The sequence below is a fragment of the Leisingera sp. SA32 genome (genome assembly GCF_056033425.1).
Genome location: NZ_JBVYHB010000001.1, coordinates 512,239 through 536,196 on the forward strand (window position 1 = coordinate 512,239; position 23,958 = coordinate 536,196).

At 64.8% G+C, this 23,958-nt stretch carries 19 protein-coding genes (1 of these 19 only partly in view); 8 read left to right on the forward strand and 11 right to left on the reverse strand.

The annotated features are described in order from the left end of the window. Positions 1-152: 152 nt before the first annotated feature. Entirely contained in the window at positions 153-803 is a 651-nt protein-coding gene (locus AC0IPL_RS02460; RefSeq protein WP_474271878.1) for a carbonic anhydrase, read from the forward strand. Positions 804-805: 2 nt separating this feature from the next. On the opposite strand, the gene AC0IPL_RS02465 is transcribed toward AC0IPL_RS02460, so the two are convergent. Next, a complete protein-coding gene (locus tag AC0IPL_RS02465; protein ID WP_474271879.1) occupies positions 806-1,981 on the reverse strand; it encodes a DUF3095 domain-containing protein in 1,176 nt (391 codons plus the stop codon). Positions 1,982-2,106: 125 nt separating this feature from the next. Between AC0IPL_RS02465 and AC0IPL_RS02470 the strand changes: the two genes are divergently transcribed. The 3 genes from AC0IPL_RS02470 to AC0IPL_RS02480 all read left to right on the forward strand — a co-directional run bounded on the left by AC0IPL_RS02470 (position 2,107) and on the right by AC0IPL_RS02480 (position 4,857). Then, positions 2,107-3,279: an MFS transporter gene (locus tag AC0IPL_RS02470; RefSeq protein ID WP_474271882.1), complete on the forward strand. Its 1,173-nt coding sequence runs from the start codon at positions 2,107-2,109 to the stop codon at positions 3,277-3,279. A gap of 82 nt (positions 3,280-3,361) precedes the next feature. Further along, entirely contained in the window at positions 3,362-4,384 is a 1,023-nt protein-coding gene (locus AC0IPL_RS02475; protein WP_474271884.1) for an aspartate-semialdehyde dehydrogenase, read from the forward strand. A 125-nt stretch (positions 4,385-4,509) separates the two neighbouring features. Continuing rightward, positions 4,510-4,857: a hypothetical protein gene (locus AC0IPL_RS02480; protein WP_474271886.1), complete on the forward strand. Its 348-nt coding sequence runs from the start codon at positions 4,510-4,512 to the stop codon at positions 4,855-4,857. Positions 4,858-4,867: 10 nt separating this feature from the next. On the opposite strand, the gene AC0IPL_RS02485 is transcribed toward AC0IPL_RS02480, so the two are convergent. The 7 genes from AC0IPL_RS02485 to AC0IPL_RS02515 all read right to left on the reverse strand — a co-directional run bounded on the left by AC0IPL_RS02485 (position 4,868) and on the right by AC0IPL_RS02515 (position 11,732). Beyond that, complete coding sequence (locus AC0IPL_RS02485; protein ID WP_474271887.1) at positions 4,868-5,638, reverse strand: HpcH/HpaI aldolase family protein; 771 nt, start codon at positions 5,636-5,638, stop codon at positions 4,868-4,870. 31 nt (positions 5,639-5,669) lie between these two features. Further along, positions 5,670-6,470, reverse strand: coding sequence for a 2-oxo-hept-4-ene-1,7-dioate hydratase (hpaH, locus tag AC0IPL_RS02490; protein ID WP_474271889.1), 801 nt, complete (start codon positions 6,468-6,470; stop codon positions 5,670-5,672). Next, positions 6,467-7,321, reverse strand: coding sequence for a fumarylacetoacetate hydrolase family protein (locus AC0IPL_RS02495; RefSeq protein WP_474271892.1), 855 nt, complete (start codon positions 7,319-7,321; stop codon positions 6,467-6,469). The genes hpaH and AC0IPL_RS02495 overlap by 4 nt, the downstream gene beginning before the upstream one ends. Then, complete coding sequence (locus tag AC0IPL_RS02500; RefSeq protein ID WP_474271895.1) at positions 7,318-8,730, reverse strand: pyridoxal phosphate-dependent decarboxylase family protein; 1,413 nt, start codon at positions 8,728-8,730, stop codon at positions 7,318-7,320. The genes AC0IPL_RS02495 and AC0IPL_RS02500 overlap by 4 nt, the downstream gene beginning before the upstream one ends. 26 nt (positions 8,731-8,756) lie before the next feature. Further along, positions 8,757-9,737 carry a 3,4-dihydroxyphenylacetate 2,3-dioxygenase gene (gene hpaD / locus AC0IPL_RS02505; RefSeq protein ID WP_474271898.1) on the reverse strand — a complete coding sequence of 327 codons (981 nt, stop codon included), beginning with the start codon at positions 9,735-9,737 and terminating at the stop codon, positions 8,757-8,759. A gap of 91 nt (positions 9,738-9,828) precedes the next feature. Beyond that, entirely contained in the window at positions 9,829-11,340 is a 1,512-nt protein-coding gene (gene hpaE, locus AC0IPL_RS02510; protein WP_474271900.1) for a 5-carboxymethyl-2-hydroxymuconate semialdehyde dehydrogenase, read from the reverse strand. Continuing rightward, positions 11,337-11,732, reverse strand: a complete 396-nt coding sequence (locus tag AC0IPL_RS02515) for a 5-carboxymethyl-2-hydroxymuconate Delta-isomerase (RefSeq protein WP_474271902.1) — start codon at positions 11,730-11,732, stop codon at positions 11,337-11,339. Before AC0IPL_RS02515 ends, hpaE begins: the two co-directional genes overlap by 4 nt. Before the next feature lie 114 nt (positions 11,733-11,846). Here AC0IPL_RS02515 and hpaR point away from each other — a divergent pair, with 114 nt between their 5' ends. Next, positions 11,847-12,287: a homoprotocatechuate degradation operon regulator HpaR gene (gene hpaR / locus AC0IPL_RS02520; RefSeq protein WP_474271904.1), complete on the forward strand. Its 441-nt coding sequence runs from the start codon at positions 11,847-11,849 to the stop codon at positions 12,285-12,287. Between the two features lie 31 nt (positions 12,288-12,318). Here hpaR and AC0IPL_RS02525 read toward each other — a convergent pair whose 3' ends face one another. Further along, a complete protein-coding gene (locus AC0IPL_RS02525; protein ID WP_474271906.1) occupies positions 12,319-13,581 on the reverse strand; it encodes a glycerate kinase type-2 family protein in 1,263 nt (420 codons plus the stop codon). Positions 13,582-13,846: 265 nt separating this feature from the next. Between AC0IPL_RS02525 and AC0IPL_RS02530 the strand changes: the two genes are divergently transcribed. The 3 genes from AC0IPL_RS02530 (at position 13,847) to AC0IPL_RS02540 (ending at position 17,280) form a co-directional block, all read left to right on the forward strand. Then, positions 13,847-14,641: a DeoR/GlpR family DNA-binding transcription regulator gene (locus AC0IPL_RS02530; RefSeq protein ID WP_474271909.1), complete on the forward strand. Its 795-nt coding sequence runs from the start codon at positions 13,847-13,849 to the stop codon at positions 14,639-14,641. Between the two features lie 82 nt (positions 14,642-14,723). After that, the gene (locus AC0IPL_RS02535) at positions 14,724-16,400 is read left to right on the forward strand and encodes a Na/Pi cotransporter family protein (protein WP_474271911.1); all 1,677 of its coding nucleotides are present in this window, start codon (positions 14,724-14,726) and stop codon (positions 16,398-16,400) included. Positions 16,401-16,440: 40 nt separating this feature from the next. Then, entirely contained in the window at positions 16,441-17,280 is an 840-nt protein-coding gene (locus AC0IPL_RS02540) for an EamA family transporter (protein ID WP_474271914.1), read from the forward strand. A 55-nt stretch (positions 17,281-17,335) separates the two neighbouring features. On the opposite strand, the gene AC0IPL_RS02545 is transcribed toward AC0IPL_RS02540, so the two are convergent. Continuing rightward, a complete protein-coding gene (locus tag AC0IPL_RS02545; RefSeq protein ID WP_474271917.1) occupies positions 17,336-20,293 on the reverse strand; it encodes an ATP-binding protein in 2,958 nt (985 codons plus the stop codon). Positions 20,294-20,849: 556 nt separating this feature from the next. Then, a protein-coding gene (locus tag AC0IPL_RS02550) for a Hint domain-containing protein (protein WP_474271919.1) crosses the window boundary here: on the reverse strand, positions 20,850-23,958 show its 3' portion. Its footprint extends 59 nt past the window's final position; 3,109 of the gene's 3,168 nt are visible here — the last part of the coding sequence; its start codon lies off the right edge, out of view; the stop codon is at positions 20,850-20,852.

The following is a 23,958-nucleotide window of genomic DNA, read 5'->3' on the forward strand; positions in this document are numbered from 1 at the left end:
TCACCCAATTTAATCATGCCCCCACGGCACGTCAGCCAATTTGCGCCCTACAAGTTTTCAAAAGGTTTCCAATGCCTGCGCAAATCACTCGAATTTACGGACAATGCAGGGTAACACAGCCGTCAACGCGCAAACGATCGGAGGATACGACAATGGAATTTGCCAAACCTCTCCCCAGCTATCTGGTGACACGATACCATGGCTGGAAGGCGACCTCATACGAGGAAAACCAGGGCTGGTATCGCCGTCTGGCGACCGAAGGCCAGCGGCCGCGGGCGATGGTGATCTCCTGCTGTGACAGCCGGGTGCATGTGACCTCGATCTTCGGGGCCGACCAGGGCGAGTTCTTCATTCACCGCAACATTGCCAATCTGGTGCCGCCCTATGCGCCCGACGGCGATCACCACGGCACCTCGGCGGCGGTGGAATATGCGGTGACGGCGCTGAAGGTGTCGCATCTGATCGTGCTGGGCCATTCCCAGTGCGGCGGCGTGCAGGGCTGCATCGACATGTGCAAGGGTCACGCGCCGCAGCTGGAAGAGAAGACCAGCTTTGTCGGCCGCTGGATGGAGATCCTGAAACCCAAGTTCGACGGCGTCGCCGAGATCGAGGATCCAGATGAGCAGGCCCGCCAGTTCGAGCGCCAAGCCGTTGTTGCATCATTGGAAAACCTGATGACCTTCCCGTTCATCGACAGCGCGGTGAAGGCCGGACAGCTGAGCCTGCACGGTCTGTGGACCGACATCGGCGAGGGCGGTCTGGAATGTTATGACCCCAAGTCCGGGACCTTCGCCCAGGTCTGAACTCAGGCGGGGCGGGAGACCGGCCTGCCATCAGGTTCAAAGGCGGCCGCCATGTTGGCGGCCGCTTGCGTATAGCCCCCCGCGGCGCCGTCGACGAAGTGCACGTGGTCGTCCCGCACCACCGAGGGCACGATGCAGGTGACAAGGGCCGCGTCCTGCTCGTGCAGGCCGAACTGCACCAGCCCCTGCGCGGCCGCCTGCTCCAGCCGCTGGCGAATCCGGTCGCGCACGCGGGGCGAGCAGTCCAGCGTCAGTTTCAGCCCGTCGTCGAACTTGCGGAAATCGGAGTTGCTGCGCAGCACCGACAGGTAATGCACCGGGTCGAATCCGCCGACGCGGCGGCGACCGCGCAGCAGCACCGCCGCCAGCGCGGACAAACCAAACAGATAGATTTTCCTGAAAATCAGGGGGATGTGACTGGGCAGGCTGTGCGCCTCGATGCTCAGCCCTGCGGGCGGAAAGCGCAGCCGCGGCCCGCTTGCGGGAATCGGATGGCCATCGCCGCCCAGCTCGGCTGCCAGCTCCAGCAGCTCTGCCGTGAGCCGGGCAAAGCCTTGCATATCCGCGCCCGGCGCGGGCTGCGCGACCAGCGACAGAATGATGCCATTGCGGGCCGGGGTGTTGCTCCAGCGGCAGGACAGCCCCGCCAGATCCGGCGGCGGCGCCTGCGGGTCGGCGGCGATGGCTGCGCGGCCTGCCTTCATCTCGGCCTCGGCCCAGGCGAGCCCGCCGCCGCTGAACATGGCAAAATCCGCGTGTTCGGAGACCGCGTAGCGGGCAACCCGCACATCCCATCCTGCGCGGCGGATCCGCGCCAGCGGCAGCACCGCCGCCCGCAGGGACACGCCATATTCCGTCTCGGCCCAGCGGCGCAACCCGGCCAGCACCTGCCGCGCCCGCTCCTGATGGCGGCCGGGTACGGCAAAGGCGGCGCCGTCACCGCCAAAGATATAGGGAAAGGCCTGGCCCGACAGGGCGTTTCGCATGGCGGCAATCACGGCCGCACCGACCATGTTGACGGTCTTGTAGCGGCCCGCGGCCACCAATCCGGTGGAATCGACGATATCGGTGCAGCACAGGTGCCAGTCCTGCGGCAGCGGCGCAAAGGCGTCGGGATCGGTCAGCCGGGAAAAATCCTGCACCGCGGGAAGGCCCGCGTAGAATGTGCTGCTGGTCATGCTGGTCCTGCCCCTTCTGCGCCCGGCATGTGGCGCGATCTGCCGGTCCTGCTTAAACAATTTGTGCCGCCGCGCCAAACATGCAAGCTGTGCGCCGGAGCAGATGACCTGAGCGGAGGCAGGCAATGCAGGCGGGTTTGATCCTTTTATGTCTGGCCTATGTGCTGAGCCAGTTCTTCCGTGCGTTTCTGGCGGTGCTGTCCGGCGTGCTGGCGCAGGACATTGGCGCGGCGCCGGATGATCTGGCCTTTGCCTCGGGCATGTGGTTCCTGTCCTTTGCCGTGATGCAGCTGCCGGTGGGCTGGGCGCTGGACCATCTGGGGCCGCGGCGCAGCGCCTCTGTGCTGTTGCTGCTGGGCGGGGGCGGCGGCGCGGCGCTGTTTGCGGCAGCAACCGGCCCGCTGCATGTGAGCGTTGCCATGTTCCTGATCGGCATCGGCTGTTCGCCGGTGCTGATGGCGTCTTATTACATCTTCGCCCGGCAGTACCCGCCCGCGCGGTTCGCCACGCTGGCGGCGCTGATGCTGGGGGTGGGGTCTGTCGGCAATCTGGTGGCCTCCTATCCGACGGCGCTGGCGGTGGATCTGTTCGGCTGGCGCGGCACGCTGGCCGGGCTGGCGGTGATCGCGGTGGCGGTGGCGGCAGGGATCTTCCTGACCGTGTCTGACCCGGAAAAACCCGCCGGAGAGCAGAAGGGGTCCGTGCTGGACCTGCTGAGGACGCCGGGCCTGTGGCTGATCTTTCCCTTGATGTTGGTGGCCTATGCGCCCTCGGCGGCGCTGCGGGGGCTGTGGATCGGGCCTTATCTGAATGATCTGTACGGGCTGGGCACCCAGGCGGTGGGGCTGGCCGGTCTGGTGATGGGCGCGGCGATGATTGCGGGCACCTTTGCCTATGGACCGCTGGACCGGTTGCTGGGCAGCCGCAAGCGGGTGGTGCTGGGCGGCAACCTGCTGGGCGCTGCGGCGCTGGCCGGGGTGATGCTGACCACGGGCGGGCCGGTCTGGCTGCCGGTGGCGATGATGGCGGCGGTGGGCTTCTTTGGCGCGTCCTTTCCGGTGATCATGGCGCATGGCCGGGCCTTTGTGCCGCCGCATCTGGCCGGGCGGGGCGTGACGCTGCTGAACCTGTTTGGCATCGGCGGGGTGGGAATCATGCAATTTGCCACCGGCCGCATCCATGCAGGCCTGGCGGGCGCAGAGCCGGCCCTGCCCTATACGGCGATTTTGGGCTTCTTTTTGCTGAGTTTGGCGGCTGGCTGCGCGATTTATATGCTGAGCCGCGACAGCATGGACTGATCCGCCCCTTTAAACTTGGGCCTGAAACCAGTATCACACCGGCGCCGGTCATGGGGCCGGGCAAAACTGGAGAAACTGATAAATGGGTTACCGCATCGTCGTCGTTGGCGCCACTGGCAACGTGGGCCGCGAAATGCTGAACATTCTGGCCGAGCGCCAGTTTCCTGTGGATGAGATCGCAGTGCTGGCCAGCCGCCGGTCTCTCGGCACTGAAGTCAGCTTTGGCGATAAGACACTCAAGACCCAGGACCTGGACACCTTTGATTTCGCGGGCTGGGATATGGCGCTGTTTGCCGTCGGCTCTGCCGCGACCAAGGATTACGCGCCCAAGGCCGCGGCTGCCGGGTGCACCGTGATCGACAACTCGTCGCTGTACCGCTACGACCCGGACATCCCGCTGATCGTGCCGGAGGTGAACCCGCAGGCGATCCACGGCTATGCCAAGAAGAACATCATCGCCAACCCCAACTGCTCCACCGCGCAGATGGTTGTGGCGCTGAAGCCGCTGCATGACCGGGCCAAGATCAAGCGCGTGATCGTGTCGACCTATCAATCCGTGTCCGGCTCTGGCAAGGAGGCGATCGACGAGCTGTGGGATCAGACCAAGGCCGTCTACAACCCGACGCAGGACGTGCCGCCGAAGGTGTACCCCAAGCAGATCGCCTTTAACGTCATTCCGCATATCGACGTGTTCCTGGACGATGGGTCGACCAAGGAAGAATGGAAGATGGTTGCCGAGACCAAGAAGATCGTCGATCCGGCGATCAAGGTCACCGCGACCTGCGTCCGCGTGCCGGTGTTCGTCGGCCATTCCGAATCGATCAACATCGAGTTCGAGGATTTCCTGGACGAAGACGAGGCCCGCGACATCCTGCGCGAGGCACCGGGTATCATGGTCATCGACAAGCGCGAGGACGGCGGTTACGTCACGCCGGTCGAATGCGTTGGCGATTTCGCCACCTTCATCAGCCGCATCCGTCAGGATTCGACCATCGACAACGGCCTGAACCTGTGGTGCGTCAGCGACAACCTGCGCAAGGGCGCGGCGCTGAACGCGGTGCAGATCGCCGAGCTGCTGGGCCGTGAGGTTCTGAAAAAAGGCTAAGCCTTATATCCTTTTGGACAGTGGGGCGCTTCGAAAGGGGCGGCCCCCTTTTCTTTTGCCCGACTGCCTGTGCGCGGCGGAACCGGTTAGGTTGGGTAGGACAAAAGACACAAAGGACCGCAGCCATGATCGCACTTGAAGACTTTGCCACATCAGCCGCTGCCTCGTCTTGCCCGCCGCAGGGCGGCTGGACTGCACGGTGCGCGCAACCGGCATCGCAGCAGGCGGCGGCCTCCGCGATTTCAAAACGGCGGCAGCGGCTGGCGCTGGCGTTCAGGGCGGCGACGGACTGGTTTGCCCTGTGTCACGGGCTGCGCCGCATTGGCACCTGCCTGAAGCTGCACCAGGGCGTCCTGTGGGTCTGCGACGCCACCAGCGGCAGGGCGCTGATTTCCTGCGCGACGCTGGGCTTTGACCCGGAGGACCTGGAATTGCGGTTCGGCCCCCTGCAACCGCAGCGCCGGGCGGCCTGAGGTCGCGGCGCTATTCTGTCTGCCAGCGGGCAGCCAGGGCGCGGGCGTGCTGGGTCAGTATCATCACATCAAGACCCACCGCCAGGAACTGTGCGCCCATGTCGGCATAGGCCTGCGTCGCTTCGTCCGTGGTGCCCAGAATGCCCGGCGCCTTGCCGGCGGCGGTGATGCGACGGATGGCGTCGGCGATCACCCTGCGCACCTCCGGGTGGGCGGAATTGCCCTGATGGCCCATATCGGTGGACAGATCCGCCGGGCCGATGAACACACCGTCAATGCCATCAACCTGCAGGATCTCGTCCAGGGCGGCGATGCCGGCGCGGTTTTCCACCTGCACCAGCAGGCAGATTTCCTGATCGGCGGTCTGGATGTATTCCGTGACGCTGCCAAACTGGGTGGCGCGCGCGGCGGTGGCGCCGACGCCGCGCAACCCCTTGGGCGGATAGTGACAGGCGCGGACCAGCTCGCGGGCCTGCGCGGCGCTTTCCACGATGGGCACCAGCACCGTTTGCGCGCCCGCATCCAGCACCTGCTTGATGATCCAGGTCTCCCCCACCGGCACCCGAACCACCGGGTGGCTGGGAGAGGCCGCCAGCGCCATCAGCTGGTCGCGGATCGAGCGGATGTCGTTTGCGCCATGCTCGCCATCGATCACCAGCCAGTCAAAGCCGCAGCTGCCCATGATTTCGGCCGCCGAGGCCTCGGCAAAGCTGAGCCAGCAGCCGATCTGGCGTTTGCCGTCGGAGAGGGCTTGTTTGAAGGGGTTCTTGGGGGCGGGCATGGGCTGGGCCTCCTGTCAGGCGAGTATGATTTCAGGCGAAATTGATTGAGACGGTCCCGAAGGGGCCGAAATCAGCGGCAATCTCCGTGCCAGGGGGGCATTCGATCGGGCGGATGAAGGAGCCTGAGAGCACGATATCCCCGGCCTCGATGCGTTGTCCATATTCCGCCATCCGCCGGGCCAACCACAGCACAGCGGTGACGGGATCATTCAGCACGCCCGCGCCAAGGCCGGTTTCCTCGACCGTGCCGTTGCGCGACACGATCGCGCCGGTCCGGCGCAGGTCGTGCGCGTCGACCGCGTGGCGCTCATCTCCCAGCACCAGGCCGGCATTGGCCGCGTTGTCGCTGATGGTGTCGGTGATGATGCGGGCCTGTCCGGTCGCGGGATCGGCGCGCAGGATACGGGTGTCGAGGATTTCCAGCGAGGGCGCGACGCAATCGGTGGCGGCGCGCACGTCGTCGCGGGTGCAGTCCGCGCCTGCAAGGGGGGATTTCATCACAAAGGCGATCTCTGCCTCGACCCGCGGCTGGATGAAGCGACCGGCGGGAACGGTGCTGCCGTTCTGAAACGCCATGTCGTCCAGCAACACGCCGCTGTCGGGCGTGGTGATGTTCAGCGCCTGCTGCATCGCCCGGCTGGTAAGGCCGATCTTCCAGCCGATCTTGCGGCGTCCTGCGGTCAGTTTCTGCGCGATCAGGGCCTGCTGCACCGCATAGGCGTCCTCCAGCGTCATGCCGGGATAGGCAAGCGAGAGCAGGCCGCATTGCCGGCCGGTTTCTTCGGCCTTGAGCAGGGTTTCAGCGGCGTCTTGATGCTGCTCGGGGGTCATGCCTCATCCTCAACGGTGTTGCGCAGAATGCCGATGCCTGCCACCTCGACCTCGACCACGTCGCCGGGAGCCAGATATTTTGGCGGGTCAAATCGCGCGCCGGCGCCGGTGGGGGTGCCGGTGATGATGATGTCGCCGGGCTGAAGCGTGGTGAAGGTGGAGATATAGGCGATCTCTTCGCGGATCGGGAACATCATCCGGTTCAGGGTGTCGTCCTGGCGGATCTCGCCGTTCACGCGGGTCTGTATCCGGGCATCGTCCAGCTGGGCCGCATCTGTGAAGGGCACCAGCCAGGGGCCGATGGCACCGGAGCTGTCCCAGTTTTTGCCCTGGGTCACGTTGAATTTGGCATGGCGGACCCAGTCGCGGATGGTGCCCTCATTCGCCAGCGTCAGGGCGGCGATGTGGTCATAAGCGTCTTGCGCTTTGATGCGGCGGCCGGCCTTGCCGATCACCACGGCGACCTCGCCCTCGTAATCCAGCGTGTGGTTTTCCGGCGGGCGGATCAGCGGGCGCTCTGCCCCGGTGAAGGAGCGCGCAAAGCGCGGAAACAGGGACATGTGCTTGGGTTGGGCCGAGCCATCCTTGTACTCCGCGTTGCGGTCCGGAAAGTTGACACCGACGCAGAGGATCTTTTCCGGGTTGGGGATCGGGATTTCATACGCGAAATCCGTGTGGGTGACAGGATTGCCCTTGGCGGCGCTTGCCAGCGCGGGCAGGCCGTCTGCCGCGATCACCTCGCGTAAGCTGGGCCAGTCGGGGAACTGCGGCGACAGGGCGATCATGCCTGCGTCCGTTACCGCACCATAAAAGGTCTGCCCATCGGCGGCGTAGGTGGCAAAGCGGGTCATGTCAGCTTCCTTGCGATTTCGGTGATGACGTCGAAGGCCACCATCACGTCGGCCTCTGTGGTCTCGAACTGGCCGGCCTGAAAGCGGATCACCAGATCGCCGTCGACGCGGGTCTGGGTCAGATAGATGCGGCCATCGTCGTTGATGGCATTGACCAGCGCGAGGTTCAGATCGTCGAGGTTTTCGGCCCCGTCGGGCGCATAGCGGAACGTCCAGAGCGACCACATCGGCGGGGTCACGATCTCAAAATCAGGCTCTGTCTTCAGCTTTTCGTGCAGTTGGGTGGACCAGTTGACGTGGTTGCGCAGGCGCTGGCGCAGCCCCTCGAGCCCGTAGGTGCGGATCAGGAACCAGATTTTCAGCGCACGGAAGCGGCGGCCCAGTGGCACCGACCATTCGGAGTAGTTGATGATGCCGTCGTGGCCGTGGGTCTTGAGGTACTCGGGGCTGATGGCGAGGGTCTGGACCAGATCGTCGGGGTTTTTTAGGAAATGGGCAGAGCAGTCGAACTGTACGCCGAGCCATTTGTGCGGGTTGAACACGATGCTGTCGGCGCGCTCCACCCCCGGCCAGTAGTGGCGGTATTCCGGGCAGATCATCGCAGAGCCGGCCCAGGCGGCATCGACGTGGGTGTAGAGGCCATGCTTCTCGGCCACGTCCAGCACCTGGTCCACCGGGTCGGTGGCGCCGGTGCCGGTGCCGCCCACGCACAGGATCACGCCCGCGGGTTGATGTCCTGCGGCGATGTCGGCCTGGATGGCTGCGTCGAGGGCATCGGAATCCATACCGCGCCAGTCACCCTTGATCGGGATCCGGATCAGGTTTTGCTGACCAATGCCCGCTACCCAGATAGCGCGGTCGACGGAGGTGTGGACCTCGGCGGAGCAATAGATGCGCAGCGGTTTTTGCGCAAACAGCCCCTGTTGGTTGCCCTGCCAGTTCAGCGCCCGCTCGCGCATTGTCAGCACCGCCGCCAGGGTGGCAGAGGACGCCGAATCCTGAATGACGCCCTGGAACTGGTCCGGCAGGTCCAGCGCCTGACGCAGCCAGTCCATCATCCGCGTTTCCATTTCGGTCGCTGCCGGAGAGGTCTGCCACAGCATGCATTGCGGCGCGATGGCGGCGGCGAGGAACTCCGCCAGGACCGAGGGCGCGGCGGCGTTGGAGTTGAAATAGGCAAAAAAGCGCGGGTGTTGCCAGTGGGTGATGCCGGGCATCACGGCGCTTTCAAAATCGGCAAAGATTGCCTCCATCTCCTCGCCCTGTTCGGGCGGGGTCTGGGGCAGCGCGTTCAGCATGTCACCGGGGCGGGTCTGGGCACGCACCGGGCGATCGCCGACGGTCAGGTGATAGTCCTGCGCCCAATCGGCAATCCGGCGTCCCCAGTCGGAGAAGTCATCCCATTTCATGTCTGTGTCCTTTGTCTGTGCCGCTGTCAGGGCGCAATGATCGGCTGGGCACCCAGGGTGCTGGGCTGGGCGGTGGCGCCTTCGAACACCGAGCCTTCCTCAAACCAGCTGCGCGGCGCCGCGGCGCCCCACAGGGTCTGGCGTTGGGGATCGGTGAGCGCCCATTTGATCGGCTCCAGATCGGGGTCTACGGTCTGATAATCCGAGCAGTAAATCTCGATCCGGTGGCCGTCGGGGTCGCGCACATAGAGGAAGAAGGCGTTGGAAATGCCATGGCGTCCGGGGCCGCGCTCAATGTGGTCGACATAGCCGGTTGTGGCCATCAGATCCAACAGGTCGATGATGTTCAGCGGTGTTGGCACCCAGAAGGCGGTGTGGTGCAGGCGTGGCCCCAGGCCATTGGTGAAAGCCATGTCATGCACGCCGCCCTTGCGGTGCATCCAGGCCGCCCAGACGCGGCCACTGTCCTCATCTTCGGTGAATTCGGTGACCCGGAAACCAATGTCGTTGTAGAAGGCAACCGCCGCGTCCACATCTGCGGAGAACAGGTTGAAATGGTCGATGCGTAGCGGCTTTACCCCTTTGTAGAGCCTGTATTCCTGATGGATCGGCGCAAGACGGTCCATCTTGACGTAAAACTCCAGCGGCACCCCCCAGGGATCGCGGGTGCGCAGGGTGCGCCCCATGTGCGGGCGGTCGATCCAGTCCACCGGCAGGCCCCTGGCGGCGAAGAAGTCGGCGGCCTTGTCCAGATCCGGTTCGTCATACAGCTTGAAGCCCAGCACCCCGACGGCGGCGGTTTCGGCCTGCACCAGCACGATGCAATGGTGGCCGCGCTCTTCCATTGCGCGCAGATAGATGCGCTGGTCGTCTTCAAAGCTGACCTGCAGGCCCAACGTGTCCACGTAAAACGCGCGGGAGGCGGCGAGGTCGGTGACGGTGTATTCCACGTGGGACAGGCGGACGATGTTGAAGGGCGGATAGAGGTTTGCGGCGGGGACGGGCATGGTCGGAACCTTTCGCGTGGGGCGTGGGATGGGAGCGGGGGGGGCGTCCCCTCGCGCTCACCGGGGTACTTTCGGCCAGAAGAAGCGTGGATCAGGCGCCGAGGCGCGGGATCTTGTGGGCGCCAGTGGCAAAACCAATGTGCTTCTGTTCCATGTAGAAATCAAAGCTCCAGTCGCCGCCGTCGCGGCCGATGCCGCTGGATTTGACGCCGCCAAAAGGGGTGGGCAGGTGGCGAACGTTTTCGGAGTTCACCCAGATCATTCCGGCTTCCAGCTGATTGGTGAAGCGCAGGGCGCGGGTCAGGTCATTGGTCCAGACGTAGCCCGCCAGGCCATATTGGGTGTCATTTGCCAGTGTCAGAGCCTGCTCTTCGTCCGTGAACCGGATCGAGGTGAGGACCGGGCCAAAGATTTCCTCCTGCGCGATGGCCATGTCGTTGGTGGCGCCCGTGAACAGGGTCGGGGCTACGAACCAGCCCTGATCGCCTGCGCGACTGCCGCCCGCGGCGATTGTGGCGCCCTCTTGTTTGGCGGTGTCAAAGTAGGAGGTGACTTTGTCGAAATGCACCTTGTGAATCAGCGGGCCAACTTCGGTCGCCGGATCCAGCGGATGTCCGACGCGAATGTTGTTCACCCGAGCGGTCAGTTTGGCCTCAAACGCATCTGCGATGCTGTCCTGGATCAACAGGCGCGACGACGAGGTGCAGCGCTCGCCGTTCAGCGAGTAGATCATGAATATCGCGGCATCCAATGCACGGTCCAGATCGGCGTCGTCAAAGACCACTACCGGGTTTTTGCCGCCCAGTTCGAAATGCACCCGTTTCAGGGTGTCGGCACCCTGTTTCATGATCTGCGACCCGGTGCGGGATTCGCCGACAAAGGCGATCGCCTTGATGTCAGGGTGCTCGCTGAGCGCGCGCCCGGCCTCCTCGCCGTATCCGTTGACGAGGTTCCACACGCCCGGCGGCAGCCCCGCCTCATGGGCGATGTCGGCCAGGATGCGGGCGGTGAGGGGCGAGAGTTCAGCCGGTTTGTGAACCACCGTGCAGCCAGCCGCCAGCGCCGGGGCGATTTTCCAGGTGGACAGCATGAAGGGCGTGTTCCAGGGCGTGATGACCCCAACCGGACCGATCGGAACGCGCGTTGTCACATTCATCAGGGTGGGCGATTGCAGCTGCTGGCCGTCGCGGGCTGTGGTCACTCTGTCGGCAAAGAAGCGGAAGTTTTCGGCACCGCGCAGGGCAGCCTTGGCCATGAAGCGGATCGGCTGGCCGGTGTCCCAGCTTTCGCACAGGGCAATTTCCTCGGCGCGGTCGACGATCAGGTCCGCGATGCGGTGCAGGACCTTCTTGCGTTCCAGCGCGGCCATGTCGCGCCAGGCGGGGAAGGCGGTCTTGGCGGCCTGGGCGGCGGCGTCGATGTCGGCGGCGGTGCCGCGGGCAACCGTGCAGATCACGCTGTCATCCACCGGAGAGGTCGTCTGGAAGGTGGCGTCATCCGCCGCCGGGCGAACCTGTCCGGCGATCAGGTTCTGGATTCCGGTCTCGCGCCACCGGGCCAAGTGCCGGTTCAATGCGTCGATATTGGTGGTCAGGTCGCTCATCTCGGGTCCGCCTGTTGCATGTGGTCGCGAATGGTGCCGCATTTGGGGGAAAGTTCGGGGTCGATGTCGCGCATTTCCAGCGACAGCGCGACGGGATGCGCCTGCATCGCCGGTTCCAGGAAGGCACGCGCGGCTTCAAACACGGCCTCGACGGCGCGCTTGCGGGTGTCAAGGTCGCGACCGGCGCGCAGGCGCAGGGAAATATCCACGTAGCCATGCTGGGGATTGCCGTCGGCAATCGAAACATGTGACGCTGCAAAGGCGCGCACCCGGATACCGGCCTGGGGAAAAACCCCGGTGGCGGCCGCCGCCTGGCGCAGGTGGTCGCACAGCGCGCCAATGTCGGTGCGCTCCGCCATGTTGGCGGAATAATCCAGCGCGATATGTGGCATACCCGGTCTCCTCCCCGAATTGATTAACATGTGTAGCAAATGCTTCGCGGGGCGTCAAGCAGAAGAAAACAAGGCGGGAATTGCGTTTATCGCCCCGTGGGGTGATAATCGGGCATGACCAAGATGATGCCGGCCACTGACCGCTCCCTGCCCATTGCCCTGCTGCGCGCGCGCGAGCGGGTGATGGGGCCGATCCGCGCCCTGTTGAGCGGCGCGGACATGACTGAACAGCAGTGGCGGGTGCTGCGGGTGGTGGAGGAAAGCGGCCCGATCGATCCGACCCAGATCGCCGAACAAGCCTGTCTGCTGCTCCCCAGCCTGACGCGGATCCTGCAAAAGCTGGAGGAAAAGCAGCTGATCAGCCGCACCCGCGATCTGGAGGACCGGCGCCGTCAGGTGGTTCTGATCACCGAGGCAGGCGCACAGGTCATTGCCGACAACATCGACGCCAGTCTGGACCTCATCAACCGCACCCGGCAGCGCATGGGGCCGGACCGCTATGAGGCGTTGCTGGACCTGCTGAACGAGCTGGACCAGATCGACCTGTCCGAGTGACCCGGCACCCGACCTGTGGCCTCGGGTGGCCTTAGGCGGGGCGGCGCAGGAAAATTTGGACGTCGGCCACGTTGGTCCCGGTGCCGCCGGTGTGCAGCAGCGCATCCGCAGCCGCCAATGCCGCGTGGCTGTCATTGTTGTCCAGCAGCGCCTGCGGGTCTTGCCCGGTCTCGGCGATGGCCTGCCATGTGCCGGGGGTGACGATACCGCCCGCCGCCGCGGTGGGGCCGTCGCGGCCATCGGTGCCGCCTGACAGGAACAGCCAGTCGCCTGCCAGCTGTTGAGCGCCCAGTTTGGCCACGCGCAGGGCCAGCTCCTGGTTGCGGCCGCCACGGCCGTCGCCGCGCAGCTGCACCGTGGTCTCGCCGCCAAAGATCAGCGCCACGGGACGGTCGCTGGGCGCCTGGCGGGCAGCGGCGACAATGGTTTCCGCGGCAGCGGCGACATCGCCCACGAGGCTGTCGCTGACCAGCTGTGCTTCCCAGTCGGCGGCGGCCGCGTCCAGCACCGCTTGCAGGCTGTGGCGGTTGGAGCCGATCAGCGTGTTGGTGGCGGCGGGTGGGGCGTCCTGCACCTGCGTTGTGGCGCTGAGGTGGTCCTGCACCGCCTGCGGCAGCCGGGGCCAGAGGCCGGTCTGCCGCAGCAGCTCGCGGGCCTGTGCGCGGGTGCCAATGGGGGCGGCGCTGGGACCGGAGGCAATGGCACGCAGGTCGTCGCCGATGACGTCGGACAGGATGTAGGCCTGCACGCGCGCTGGGGCGGCATGGCGCAGCAGCCCGCCGCCTTTCAGGTCTGACAGCTGCTGGCGGATGAGGTTCATCTGGTTGATCTCCAGCCCGGAGGCCAGCAGCAGAGCGTTGACCGCGGCCTTGTCGGCCAGTGTCAGGCCGGGCGCAGGTGCCACCATCAGCGCCGATCCACCGCCGGAGATCAGCGCGATCAGCCGGTCCTGTGGTCCCAAGGACCGGGCCAGCGCAACCACGGCCTTGCCTGCGGCGGCGCTGCTGTCGTCAGGCAGCGGATGGGCGCCGCAGATCACCGTGGCGCGGTCCAGCGGCTGCTGGTTTTCCGGGTTGGTGATGGCCAGCGCCGCGGCAGCCTGAGGAAACAGCGCCAGCGCCTGGCGCATCATCGGCACCGCCGCCTTTCCCACGGCCAGCAGCACGTCCCGCCCGCCAGGTGCCAGGGGCGGCAAGGGCCGGGCCGTGAGCTGTGCCCGCAGCGCGCGCGCTGGGTCCGCACGGCTGACGGCGGCCTGGAACAGGGTTTTGGCGGCGTGGTGCAAATCGGTCATCGGTGTCTCCGTGTCGGGCGGGGCGGGAAGGAGGGCTGAGGACGTCTGCGGGCCGTGTGCACCGATCCCACGCATCCCCTGTTGTGTGGGTGCCTGCCTGTTTGCGCTCACTTTTGCCTGACAGGAGTGGCGCAGGTCAATCGCAGAAGACGTGGTGAAATGTGGGTTATCTGGGTATCTGTTGTGGGGATCTGTGGGTTTTTGATTGCGAAAGGATCGCTGGCGTTGTTTAAACTGTCACAAGAGGCCAGAGTCAGGTTGGATATTGTCGGATCGATTTTCTCATTCCCGCCGCGAGGCGGAGCTGCTGGAGGCGTTGCGGCGTCTGGGCGGGTCCGCGCGCAGCGCCGAGCTGACCAAGATGCTGGACGTCTCCGAAGAGACCGTGCGGCGCACCATCAAGGCGCTGCACAAGGCAGGCGCGGTGCAGCGGGTGCATGGCGGAGCCTATCTGACAGGCGGGCAGGGCGGCAGCGGCTTTGCCCGCCGGATCGGCGAGCAGCAGAAGGAAAAGGCCCGCATCGCGTCCGCGCTGGCGCAGCAGGTGCGCGACGGCATGGCGGTGTTTCTGGATGTCGGCTCCACCACCGCCTTTGTCGCGGAAGAGCTGCGGCGGGTCTCCGGGCTGGTGGTGGTGACCAACGCGCTGGGTGCGGCGCAGGCACTGGCCGGACATAACGGCAACCGGGTGCATCTTCTGGGCGGCGAGCTGCAAAGCAGCGAGCGCGGCACCTTTGGTTTTGTCGCCGAGCAGCAGCTGCGGCGCTTTGCACCGGATCTGGCCGTGCTGTCGGCGGACGGGTTTTCGGCGCGGCAAGGCATCCTCTACCACAGCGCCGCCGAGGCCCAGCTGGCAGGGGTTGCCGCAGAATGTGCGGAGCGCGTGGCGGTCGCGGTCACCCACCCCAAGTTTGACGAAAGTGCCCCGCATTGCGGCCCGGTTCCGCGGCGCATCAACGATGTGTTTACCGACCAAGCACCGGGCAAGAAACACGCCGCGGCGCTGTCCGACTGGGGCATCCGCCTGCATGTGGCCTCTGGCGACCCCAAGGCGGCATGAGCCTTGTGTCGCAGGCCACCCGAGACAATCAACACCGCTGCGCCCACCTGGGGCGGGGCGCATTCTGCAAGCGAGAGCTGACATGGCAATCCTGACGTTTCTTATCAGCCTGGCGGGCGCGACGATGCTGCTGCTTTATGCGGTGCGCATGGTCCGGACGGGCATTGAGCGCAGCTATGGCGCGTCGTTCCGGCGGCTGCTGACGGGCAAGCAAAGCCATGTGCAGGCCGGGGCCATGGGGTTGGTGCTGGCGATCGTGCTGCAAAGCTCGGCGGCGGTGGCGCTGCTGACCTCCGGCTTTGCGGCCAGCGGTTACCTGACGTTTCCGGCCGGGCTGGCGATCGTGCTCGGCGGCGACCTTGGCTCTGCTCTTATCATCCAGATCCTGTCGTTCAAGCTGGACTGGCTGGTGCCGGTGCTGCTGGCGTTGGGCGGCTACCTGTTTGTCAAGACAGAGGCCAAGAAAGCGCGCCAGCTGGGGCGGATCCTGATGGGGATTGCGTTCATCCTGATCTCGCTGCGGTTCCTGCGCGAAGCGATGGACCCAATCCGCGACAGCGCCTTTCTGCCCGCCGTTGCGGGCTATCTGGCGCGCGATTACATCACCGCCTTTCTGGTGGGCGGCGCGCTGGCCTTTGTGATGCACTCCTCGGTGGCGGCGATCCTGATGTGCGTCACCTTGGTGCAGATCGGCGCGATCCCCTTTGCCGCCGGTCTGTCGCTGGTGCTGGGCGCGAACATGGGGTCCGCCTTCATTCCGGTCTGGCTGAGCAGGGGGCTGAGCCTGCCAGCCCGGCGCATTCCCTATGCCAATCTGGCGCTGCGGGGCAGCTGGGCGGTGATTTGCCTGTTTGCGGCCAACCTGGCGTTGCGGCAAGGGGTGCTGGGCGATCCGCAGGGCGGCCAGATGCTGGTCAACGCGCATCTCGCCTTCAACGCGTCGCTGCTGGTGCTGGTGCTGCCGTTCTGTACGCCGCTGGGGCGTTTGTTCACCCGCCTGTTCCCGGAGCCCGCCCCGGCGGCGGTGATGCAGCCGGGCCGCCCCATCAGCGCGCTGGAACCGGGCAATTATGGGTCCGCGGCGCTGGCCCTGTCCAACCTCAAGCGCGAGCTTTTGCGGATGTCGGACCAGGTGGGCGCAATGTTCCGCCCGGTTCTGGAGCTCTATGAAGACGGCAACAAGGAGCAGATCCGCGCGGTTCAGAAGATGGATGACGAGGTCAACGCCTGCTTGTCGGGGATCCGCAGCTATGTGGCGGCCATCCCCGAGGATGCCTTTGACAAGCAGGATCTGAAGACGGCGCGCGGGCTGATGGAATACGCTATCCGGCTGGAGACGGCCGGCGATGTGGTGGCGCGGCGGCTGATGGTGCTGGCGGCGGATCTGAACCGTAAGAACCTGCGATTCTCGCGCGAGGGCTGGCTGGAAATCACCCGCATGCACGAGGCGATCCTGGCCAACATGCAGCTGGCGTCGAATGTGCTGATCTCTGACGATCTGGAAAGCGCGCGGCTGCTGAGCCTGGAGAAGACCGAGGTGAAACGCATGGAGCGTGACAGCCGAAAGCGGCATCTGAAACGGTTGCAGAACGGCGCGCGTGACAGTTTCGACACCTCTGACATTCATCTGGAGACGCTGCGGGCCCTGCGGGAGTTCAACAGCCACATCGCGGCTGTGGCCTATCCGCTGCTGTATCAGAACGGCCAGTTGCTGGAGACCCGGCTGATCAACGAACTACAGCCGGACGAGGCTGAGTGAGCCCTGAAATCGCCGCACCGGCCTGAAAGGCAACGCAGACATGACGCCCTTTGTCATCGCCATCATCCTGTCGGCGGCGCTGCTGCACGCGGTGTGGAACGCCATCGTCAAGACGGCCGCAGATCGTACCACCACATTGGGGCTGGTGGCGCTGGGGCATGTGATTCCCGGCGCGGTGATGGTGATGGTGCTACCGCTGCCTTCGCTTGCCAGCTTCCCTTATATCCTGCTCTCGACCTTGGTGCATTTCGGCTATTTTTTCATGCTGGGCCGAGCCTATCTGTATGGCGATCTGAGCGTGGTCTACCCGATCGCGCGCGGCATCGTGCCAGCGTTGGTCGGGCTGTGGGCCTTGCTGTTCGCAGATGAGCATCTGCCGGTTCAGGCGTGGGTCGGTATTGCGGTGATCGCGCTGGGTATCCAGCTGAGCAGCTGGGCGGCGCTGCGCTCCGGCGTGGGGCGCGCCGCGCTGGGCTTTGCAGCGGGGACGGGGGTGTGTATCTCGGTCTACTCGGTGGTCGATGGCATCGGCGTGCGGCTGTCGGGCAACACGCTGAGCTATTGGGCCTGGGGCGCGCTTTTGCACGTGTTCATCGCGGTTTTTATTGGCTGGCGCAGACGCGCCACGCTGTCCAGCCTTCCGCCTCGGGTCTGGCTGCTGGGGGTGACCGGCGGGCTGGTTTCGGTGGTGGCTTACGGGTTGGTGCTGTTTGCCAAGACACATGCGCCGCTGGGGGCGGTGTCGGCCCTGCGGGAGACCTCTGTGATCTTTGCCGCGCTGATCGGGTTCGTCTTCCTGAAGGAAGGCAACTGGATAAGACGGTTGGGCGCCGCGGTGTTGATGGCGCTTGGGGTGGCCCTGATCGGATTGGCGGTCTGAGCCGAAGGGGAGCCCCGCCGCCCCATCACCCGCCACCTGTCGCGGCGGGTGCGGATCAAGCTGTGGCGCGGGGGGGATCCAACCAGACCGGGTCGTCATTCTGGGCTGTGTTGAGGGTGTGGAGCAAAACGGCCTTTTTCACCGGCTTGGTCAGGAAGTGATCCATCCCGGCCCCCAAACTGGCTTCGCGGTCGCTGGAAAAGGCATTTGCGGTCAGGGCGATGATCACCGGTTGCGCAATGGGCAGAGCACGGATTTCGCGTGTCGCGGACAAGCCATCCAATTCCGGCATCGACATGTCCATCAGGACGATGTCCGGTTCCATGTCGCGGCACAGGTCCACGGCAGCACGGCCATTTTCGGCCTCGATAAGCTCCACCGGTTGTCCGCGCAGGAATTTGCGGATGAGCAGCCGGTTGGTCTGATTGTCCTCGGCCAGGAGGATGCGGCAGGCGCGCAGCTCGCTTTGGCCGTTCGGCAGCGCCAGCGGCAACGGTCCATCCGCCGAGACCGCCGGGGCCATCTGCACCTCGAGCCGGAAACAGGAGCCACGGCCCGGCGCCGACTGCACCGAGATTGTCCCGCCCATACGGCGCGCCAGCATGCTGGAGATGGTCAACCCCAGCCCGGTTCCGCCAAAAGCCTTGGTGGTGGCGGCATCGGCCTGGGTGAACCGGTCAAAGATATGCTGAGCCTTGGCCGCCGGTACCCCGATGCCGCTGTCCTCGACTTCGACCACCAGGCGGGAGGGGTTGTCTTCGGCAAGCGACACACGGACGTCGATTCTCCCGTCATGGGTGAATTTCACCGCATTGCCGATGAGGTTGACCAGAATCTGCCGCAACCGCCCATCGTCGCCATGCAGCCGTTTGGGCAGTCCTTCGGCATAGGTCACATCCAGGGTCAGCCCCTTCTCCAGCGCCTTCGGGCGGAACAGTCCAGCGACGCTGCCAAGACAATCGCGCAGGTCGAAATCTTCCTCCACGATGGAGAATTTTCCCGCTTCGAGCCGCGACATGTCGAGGATATCATTGATGATTTTCAAAAGCGCCTGAGCAGAGCTGCGGATCACATCGACGTTCTGCTGGTCGTCCGCAGCCAGCTCTGCCTCTGCCAGCAGGTCGGCCATGCCGATGATGCCATTCATCGGGGTGCGGATTTCGTGGCTCATGTTGGCGAGGAATTCGGATTTGGCGCGGTCGGCCTTTTCGGCGGCCAGCTTGGCTTCGGCCAGCTCGCGTTCGCGCTGCTTGCTGCGGGTGATGTCGCGTTCGATGCCGATAATCAGGTCGACCTTGCCATCCGGCCCGGTCACCGGAACGATATTGGTATCCATCCAGATCTCTTCGCCGGTCTTGGTATAGCCAAGCACCTCGGTGTGATAGCGTTTGCCCATCGCCTTGTGGCGGTTCAACTCGCGGATCACGTTGGGATCGGAGTTCTTGCCATCCAGCAAATCCGACGGCGTCTTGCCAATGGCCTCTGCCGGGAAGTAACCGGTCGCCCGGGTGAAAGCCTCGTTCACCCAGAGAATGCGGAGGTCCGCATCGGTCAGGATGATACTGTCGGAGGCGTGTTTGGCCACCAACGACAGGCGGTGCAGTTCGGCCTGCTGTTTTTGCAGCGCGGCATGGGCGGCCTCCAGCGCCTGCTTGCCGGCGTTCAGTTCCTTGTTCTGCTGCGACAGGGCCTCGTTGGCATGGATCAGCTGCTCGCGCAGGCGTACGTCTTCGGAGACGTTCCAGTTGACGCCGATGACCCAGTTTTTGCCTTCGGCATCGGTGAAGGTGCTGGCCAGGGCGCGGATGTGCTTGATCGAGCCATCGTCCAGCACGATGCGGAATTCCTCGGAGAATTGCGACTTGTCGTTTTCGGACTGACGCCAGGATTCGACCACCCGGTCGCGATCGAGCGGGTGCAACCGTTCGAGCCAATCCTCGGCGGTGACCCCGTCGTTTTGCCGCGGCACGCCATAAAGCTCATGCATGCGGGCGTCCCAGGTATAGTAGGGGTCATGGGCGCTGCATTCCCAGATGCCCACGCGCGAGGTCTTGACCGCGATCTCCAGTCGGCGCGACACCGATTCCAACTCTTCTTCGCGGCGGCGCAGCTTGCGGATCACGGTTTGCCGTGCAGCGGAGAGTTTGCCGGCAAGGAAGGTCGGAAAAACAATCAGCATGCCCGCCGTCAGCAGGGCCAGCCGCAGCGGCCAGCGGTTGTCGGGCGGACAATCCCAGCCTACTGTCGGGCGCGCCGCCAGTTGCCAGCTGCCCACCGGCAGGTTGATATCGAGCAACACCGGATCCCCACCGAACACCGAACTGTTGCCGAAGAAATGATTGCCGGTGTTGCCGGTGCCATCCTGCCCGTTCAGCGCATATTCGATCCCGTTCTCCGTTTCGAGAATCCCGGCGGCCGCATACAGCCGGTCGGTTTCGGTCACTGCGGACAGGATGCCCCAGAATGCCGTTCCGTCGGGCGTGTCGGCAAAGATCGGCAGCCGATAGATGAAGCCGGTGCCGCCCTGCACCAGGTTGACCGGCCCGGCCAGCACCATGTCACCGCTGTCGCGGACCCGGTAGGCGGCGGCACGCTGCTCTTCGTTCTTGTTGTAGTCGAGGCCAAGCGCTCCGGTGTTGCCCTCCATCGGATGCACCAGCGACACCACCAGGTCGGGGGCGGCGGCGAAATGGCGAATGGCGGTTCTGCCGTCCAGCACATGGTCGGCGATCTGGCTGAACCGCTGCTGGGTCATCTCGGGTTCGGTTGCCAGCATCCCCGCCAGCCCGCGCATGCGCTGGTAATCGCCGTTCAGCTGGGCTTCGAGCCGGGATTTGACCAGCCCGGCCGCCTGCTGCACCTCGGCGCGCAGGGACTGCTGATGAATGGTCTGGTTCTGCTTTTCGGCAAAGAAGACGGCGGCGCCGACGACCGTCAGGGCCAGAAGTGTCGGCAGGTAGGTGCGGTTTTTCAGGGCCAGAAGCCAGGTCGGCGGAGTAAGAAATGCGACCATTTAAATACCTTTGCGCGTTCCGGGCATGGCCCGGAAGGTCCGATCGGACGGGCTTGTGCGAGTGTTTTTGCCAAAAACGTTATCTGCTGTGCGGAATGCAACCATTCTGCGACTTGTGGTGTGCGAATCGGGCCGACCGCTTGCAACTGGGTCACAGATGTGGCCGGTGGCACCGTGACGGGCGTGCAGCGACACTCGCGAGGTCTGCGGTTGAGTCATTAAAATCTGGCTCCCATCACCTGATAACCGTTTTCGCACTGTCCTTCCCCAAAGGCGTTGTGCGGCCCGCCGCTGCCCGAGGGCGAAGCGGATAAGAATAGACTTTGGAGACATATCGTTACGGCACCGTTAATGGCTGAAATGTTGAGCGATGAAAGACAGGTCCGGTGCAATTCGCGGCACCTTGGGGCGAAATGTGACGTGTTCGGGCCTGTCGTTGCGCTCCAGAGCGATGCGGGTGACACAGATCAGCCCCACCGCGGCGCAGGCAAGGCTGCGATGCGATGGGGCTGAGGTGTGACTGTTTCGCCGTGGTACGGGCTGCGCGAACCGCCGGTCACGCGACTTTCTGTGGAGAGGCTGGCACGCCCGAGGCAATCAGCCCACTCGCCAGCGTGGCGCGAAAGTCTCCGACATGGGACGGCAGCAACCGGGTGCGGGAGTAGTCCGCCACCGGCGCGCCATAGAGGCTGCGGGTATCGGTGCCGGATGTGATCCGGGCAAAGGACGGGACCTCGGCAAACAGTGCGCCGCGGGACTGCGGTGTCAGACCGGCCAGGGCCAGCGGGCCGGGATAGAAGCTTTCGGCCGGCAGCCCGTTCGCCCAGACAAGCTGGTGGGTTTCGAACAAAAGGTGATAGTAGCGCACACCGCGACAGCCATTCATGACCCGCACCGCGCCACCGCGCAGCCTGGCCAGGTGACGGGCGCGGACCAGCTGCTCGCTGCCGTCCGGGGCGGTCAGCAGCAGCCCGTGCTGCGGCGACAGGATCAGCGGTGCCTCCTGGCCGAAGGTGCCGGCCTCAATGCGGATCGGGCGCTGGTCGGGTCCGGCCAGCAGCTCTGCCGCATCGAGCGCGCGCGAAGCCACCCACAGCACCGGCTGCGGGCCGTTGTCACGGGTGGTGACCAGATCACCGGGCCGCAGGGTTTCCACCGGCACTTCGCCGTGCGGTGTCAGGATCATGGTGCCGCTGGTGAAACAGGGAATGCCGGAGGCGCGCAGCTGCGCTGCGCTGGTCATGTCGGCGGGGGCCACCCCTTGCAGCACCACCGTCTCGCCCTCCGGGAAGGTCAGCTTGGCGTTGCCGTGGCCGTCATCGGTGACCGTTACATCGCGCCAGGTCACCTTGCCGAGATAGCCGGTGCCGCCGTTCAGGTTGGAGACGTCGAACAGGTCGTTCCTGAACCCGTCGCCATCGGCGTCCGCGGTGTCGTAATCCTTGATGGTGTCCGAGCCGCCGCCTGAGGTCAGGACATACCGATCGTCGCCTGCGCCGCCGGTCAGCGTGTCAGAGCCGAGACCGGTGGTGATGGTGTCATCGCCAGCCCCGGCGTGGACCCAGAAACCGGTCAGCGCCGCAGACCCGTCGAAAGTATCAGCGCTGGACGTGCCCCTGACGCCTTCGACCTCCGAAAAGTCGACCATGTTGGTGCCGTTGGTCACCGTGCCGGCTTCACCGCCCGTGTAGGCGACATCCACCGGGCTTGAAACGTGCGACAAATCGAGGACGTCGCGGTCGATGCCGCCTTCGCCGCCAACGACGGTGTCGTGCCCGAAGTTGTCCTCGATCACGAAGGTGTCGGCGCCATCGCCGCCGGTCATGCTGTCGTTGCCCTCGCCACCATACAGCACGTCGTCATCGGCACCGCCGTGCATGGTGTCGTTGCCGGTTCCGCCTTCCAGTGTGTCGTTGCCGCCGGTGGCGGTTATGCTGTCGTGGCCGCTGCCGCCAACAAGGCTGTCGTCGCCGGAGGAGTTTTGCAGCGTGTCGTTGCCGGCACCGCCATAAAGCGTGTCCTGGCCGGTGCCGGTGGTCATGTAGTCGTTGCCCGCACCGCCGTACAGCAGGTCGTTGCCGGCCCCGCCGTGCATGGTGTCGTTGTCCGCTTCGCCATAAAGGATGTCGTTGCCGTCGCCGCCCTCCATGGTGTCACTGCCAATACCGCCATACATGGTGTCATTGCCGAGTCCGCCGGCCATGATATCCACACCTTCATCGCCATACATCAGGTCATGGCCGCCGCCGCCCAGCAGGCTGTCGTTGTCCAGACCGCCGATCAGCGTGTCGTTGCCGTCGCCGCCTTCCAGCGTGTCGTTGCCTTCGGTTGCCACGATGCTGTCGTCACCAGTGCCGCCGACCAGGCTGTCGTCACCGGCCGAGTTCATCAGCGTGTCGTTGCCTTCGCCGCCCAGCAGCGTGTCTCTGCCAAGGCCGGTGCGCAGCAGGTCGTCGCCCTCGCCGCCGTCGATGAAGTCATCACCGTCGCCACCCAGCAGGGTGTCGCCGCCCAGCCCACCGATCAGCGTGTCGTCACCGTCATCGCCGGACAGGTAGTCCGATCCGCTGCCGCCCAGCAAATTGTCCTTGCCCTTGCCGCCGCTCAGAACGTCGTCGCCGTTCTCGCCAAAGATGATGTCATCGCCCTTGCCCCCCTCGAGGGTGTCGTCGCCCGCTTCGATTTCGGTGTAGATCGCGTCGGCAATGACCGCGCCCGACAGGGTGAAGCCCGACTGGGTCGTCCGCGACTCGAGGTCAAATTCGATGTAGCTGCGGTTCTCGAAACGGGCGGAAAACCAGGCTTCCTCATCATCGGGATTGTTGGAGGTGGTGCCGGTGACCGATACGGTCTGGCCGTTCTGCGCCACATTCAGATTGGTGTTCTCGGTTGTTCCCACGGAGGAGAAACTGGACGAGTCCAGATGCACACCTTCGTGGTTGAACCCACCGTTGCTGTCGATGTCGTTGAAGGTGGCCATTGAATTCAACGCCACGGCCTCGCCGGTCTCGGGGTCGAAGAACTCCAGTCGGAACTTGGCCGTGTCGCCGGTACCCCAGCCCTGCATCAGGATTTCATAGCCACGTCCAGCGGCGAGGTCGACCGCCATCCAGGGGTCTGATTTCTCTACCAGGACCAGTCGGCCGCTGATCATGCGGCCATCGTCCAGCTGGGCGACATCGTTGTAGATCGCCCAGTCGCCTTCGCGGGCGTCGGTGCCCTGATAGGACTGGCTGTGCAGGTTGTTGATGTTCAGGACCAGCGCGTCCGCGTCGTTGCCGATGCCGGATCCGGCACCCGTCCCGTAATCACCAAACAGGATGTCGTCCTGTTCCGAGCCGGTGATGTCATCGTTGCCGCCCTCACCGGAAGCAAAGGTCTCGTCCTTGTCCAGTTCGATGACATCGTCGTCTTCGCTGCCCTGGACGAGGTCAAGGTCTTCCAGAAGGTCGCCGATAAGAGACAGGATGTCGTCATCGTCATCGTCATCATCATCGTCATCGTCATCATCATCGTCATCATCATCGTCGTGATCCTCCTCTTCCTCTTCTTCCTCCTCCTCTTCCGGATCGTCTTCTTCAAACAAAGCAAACGGGCGGCACAGGTCGGTGTCGGCTGCTGCCAGCTCACACACCTCAAGCTCACGAAGGTCATCCTCGGTGTCG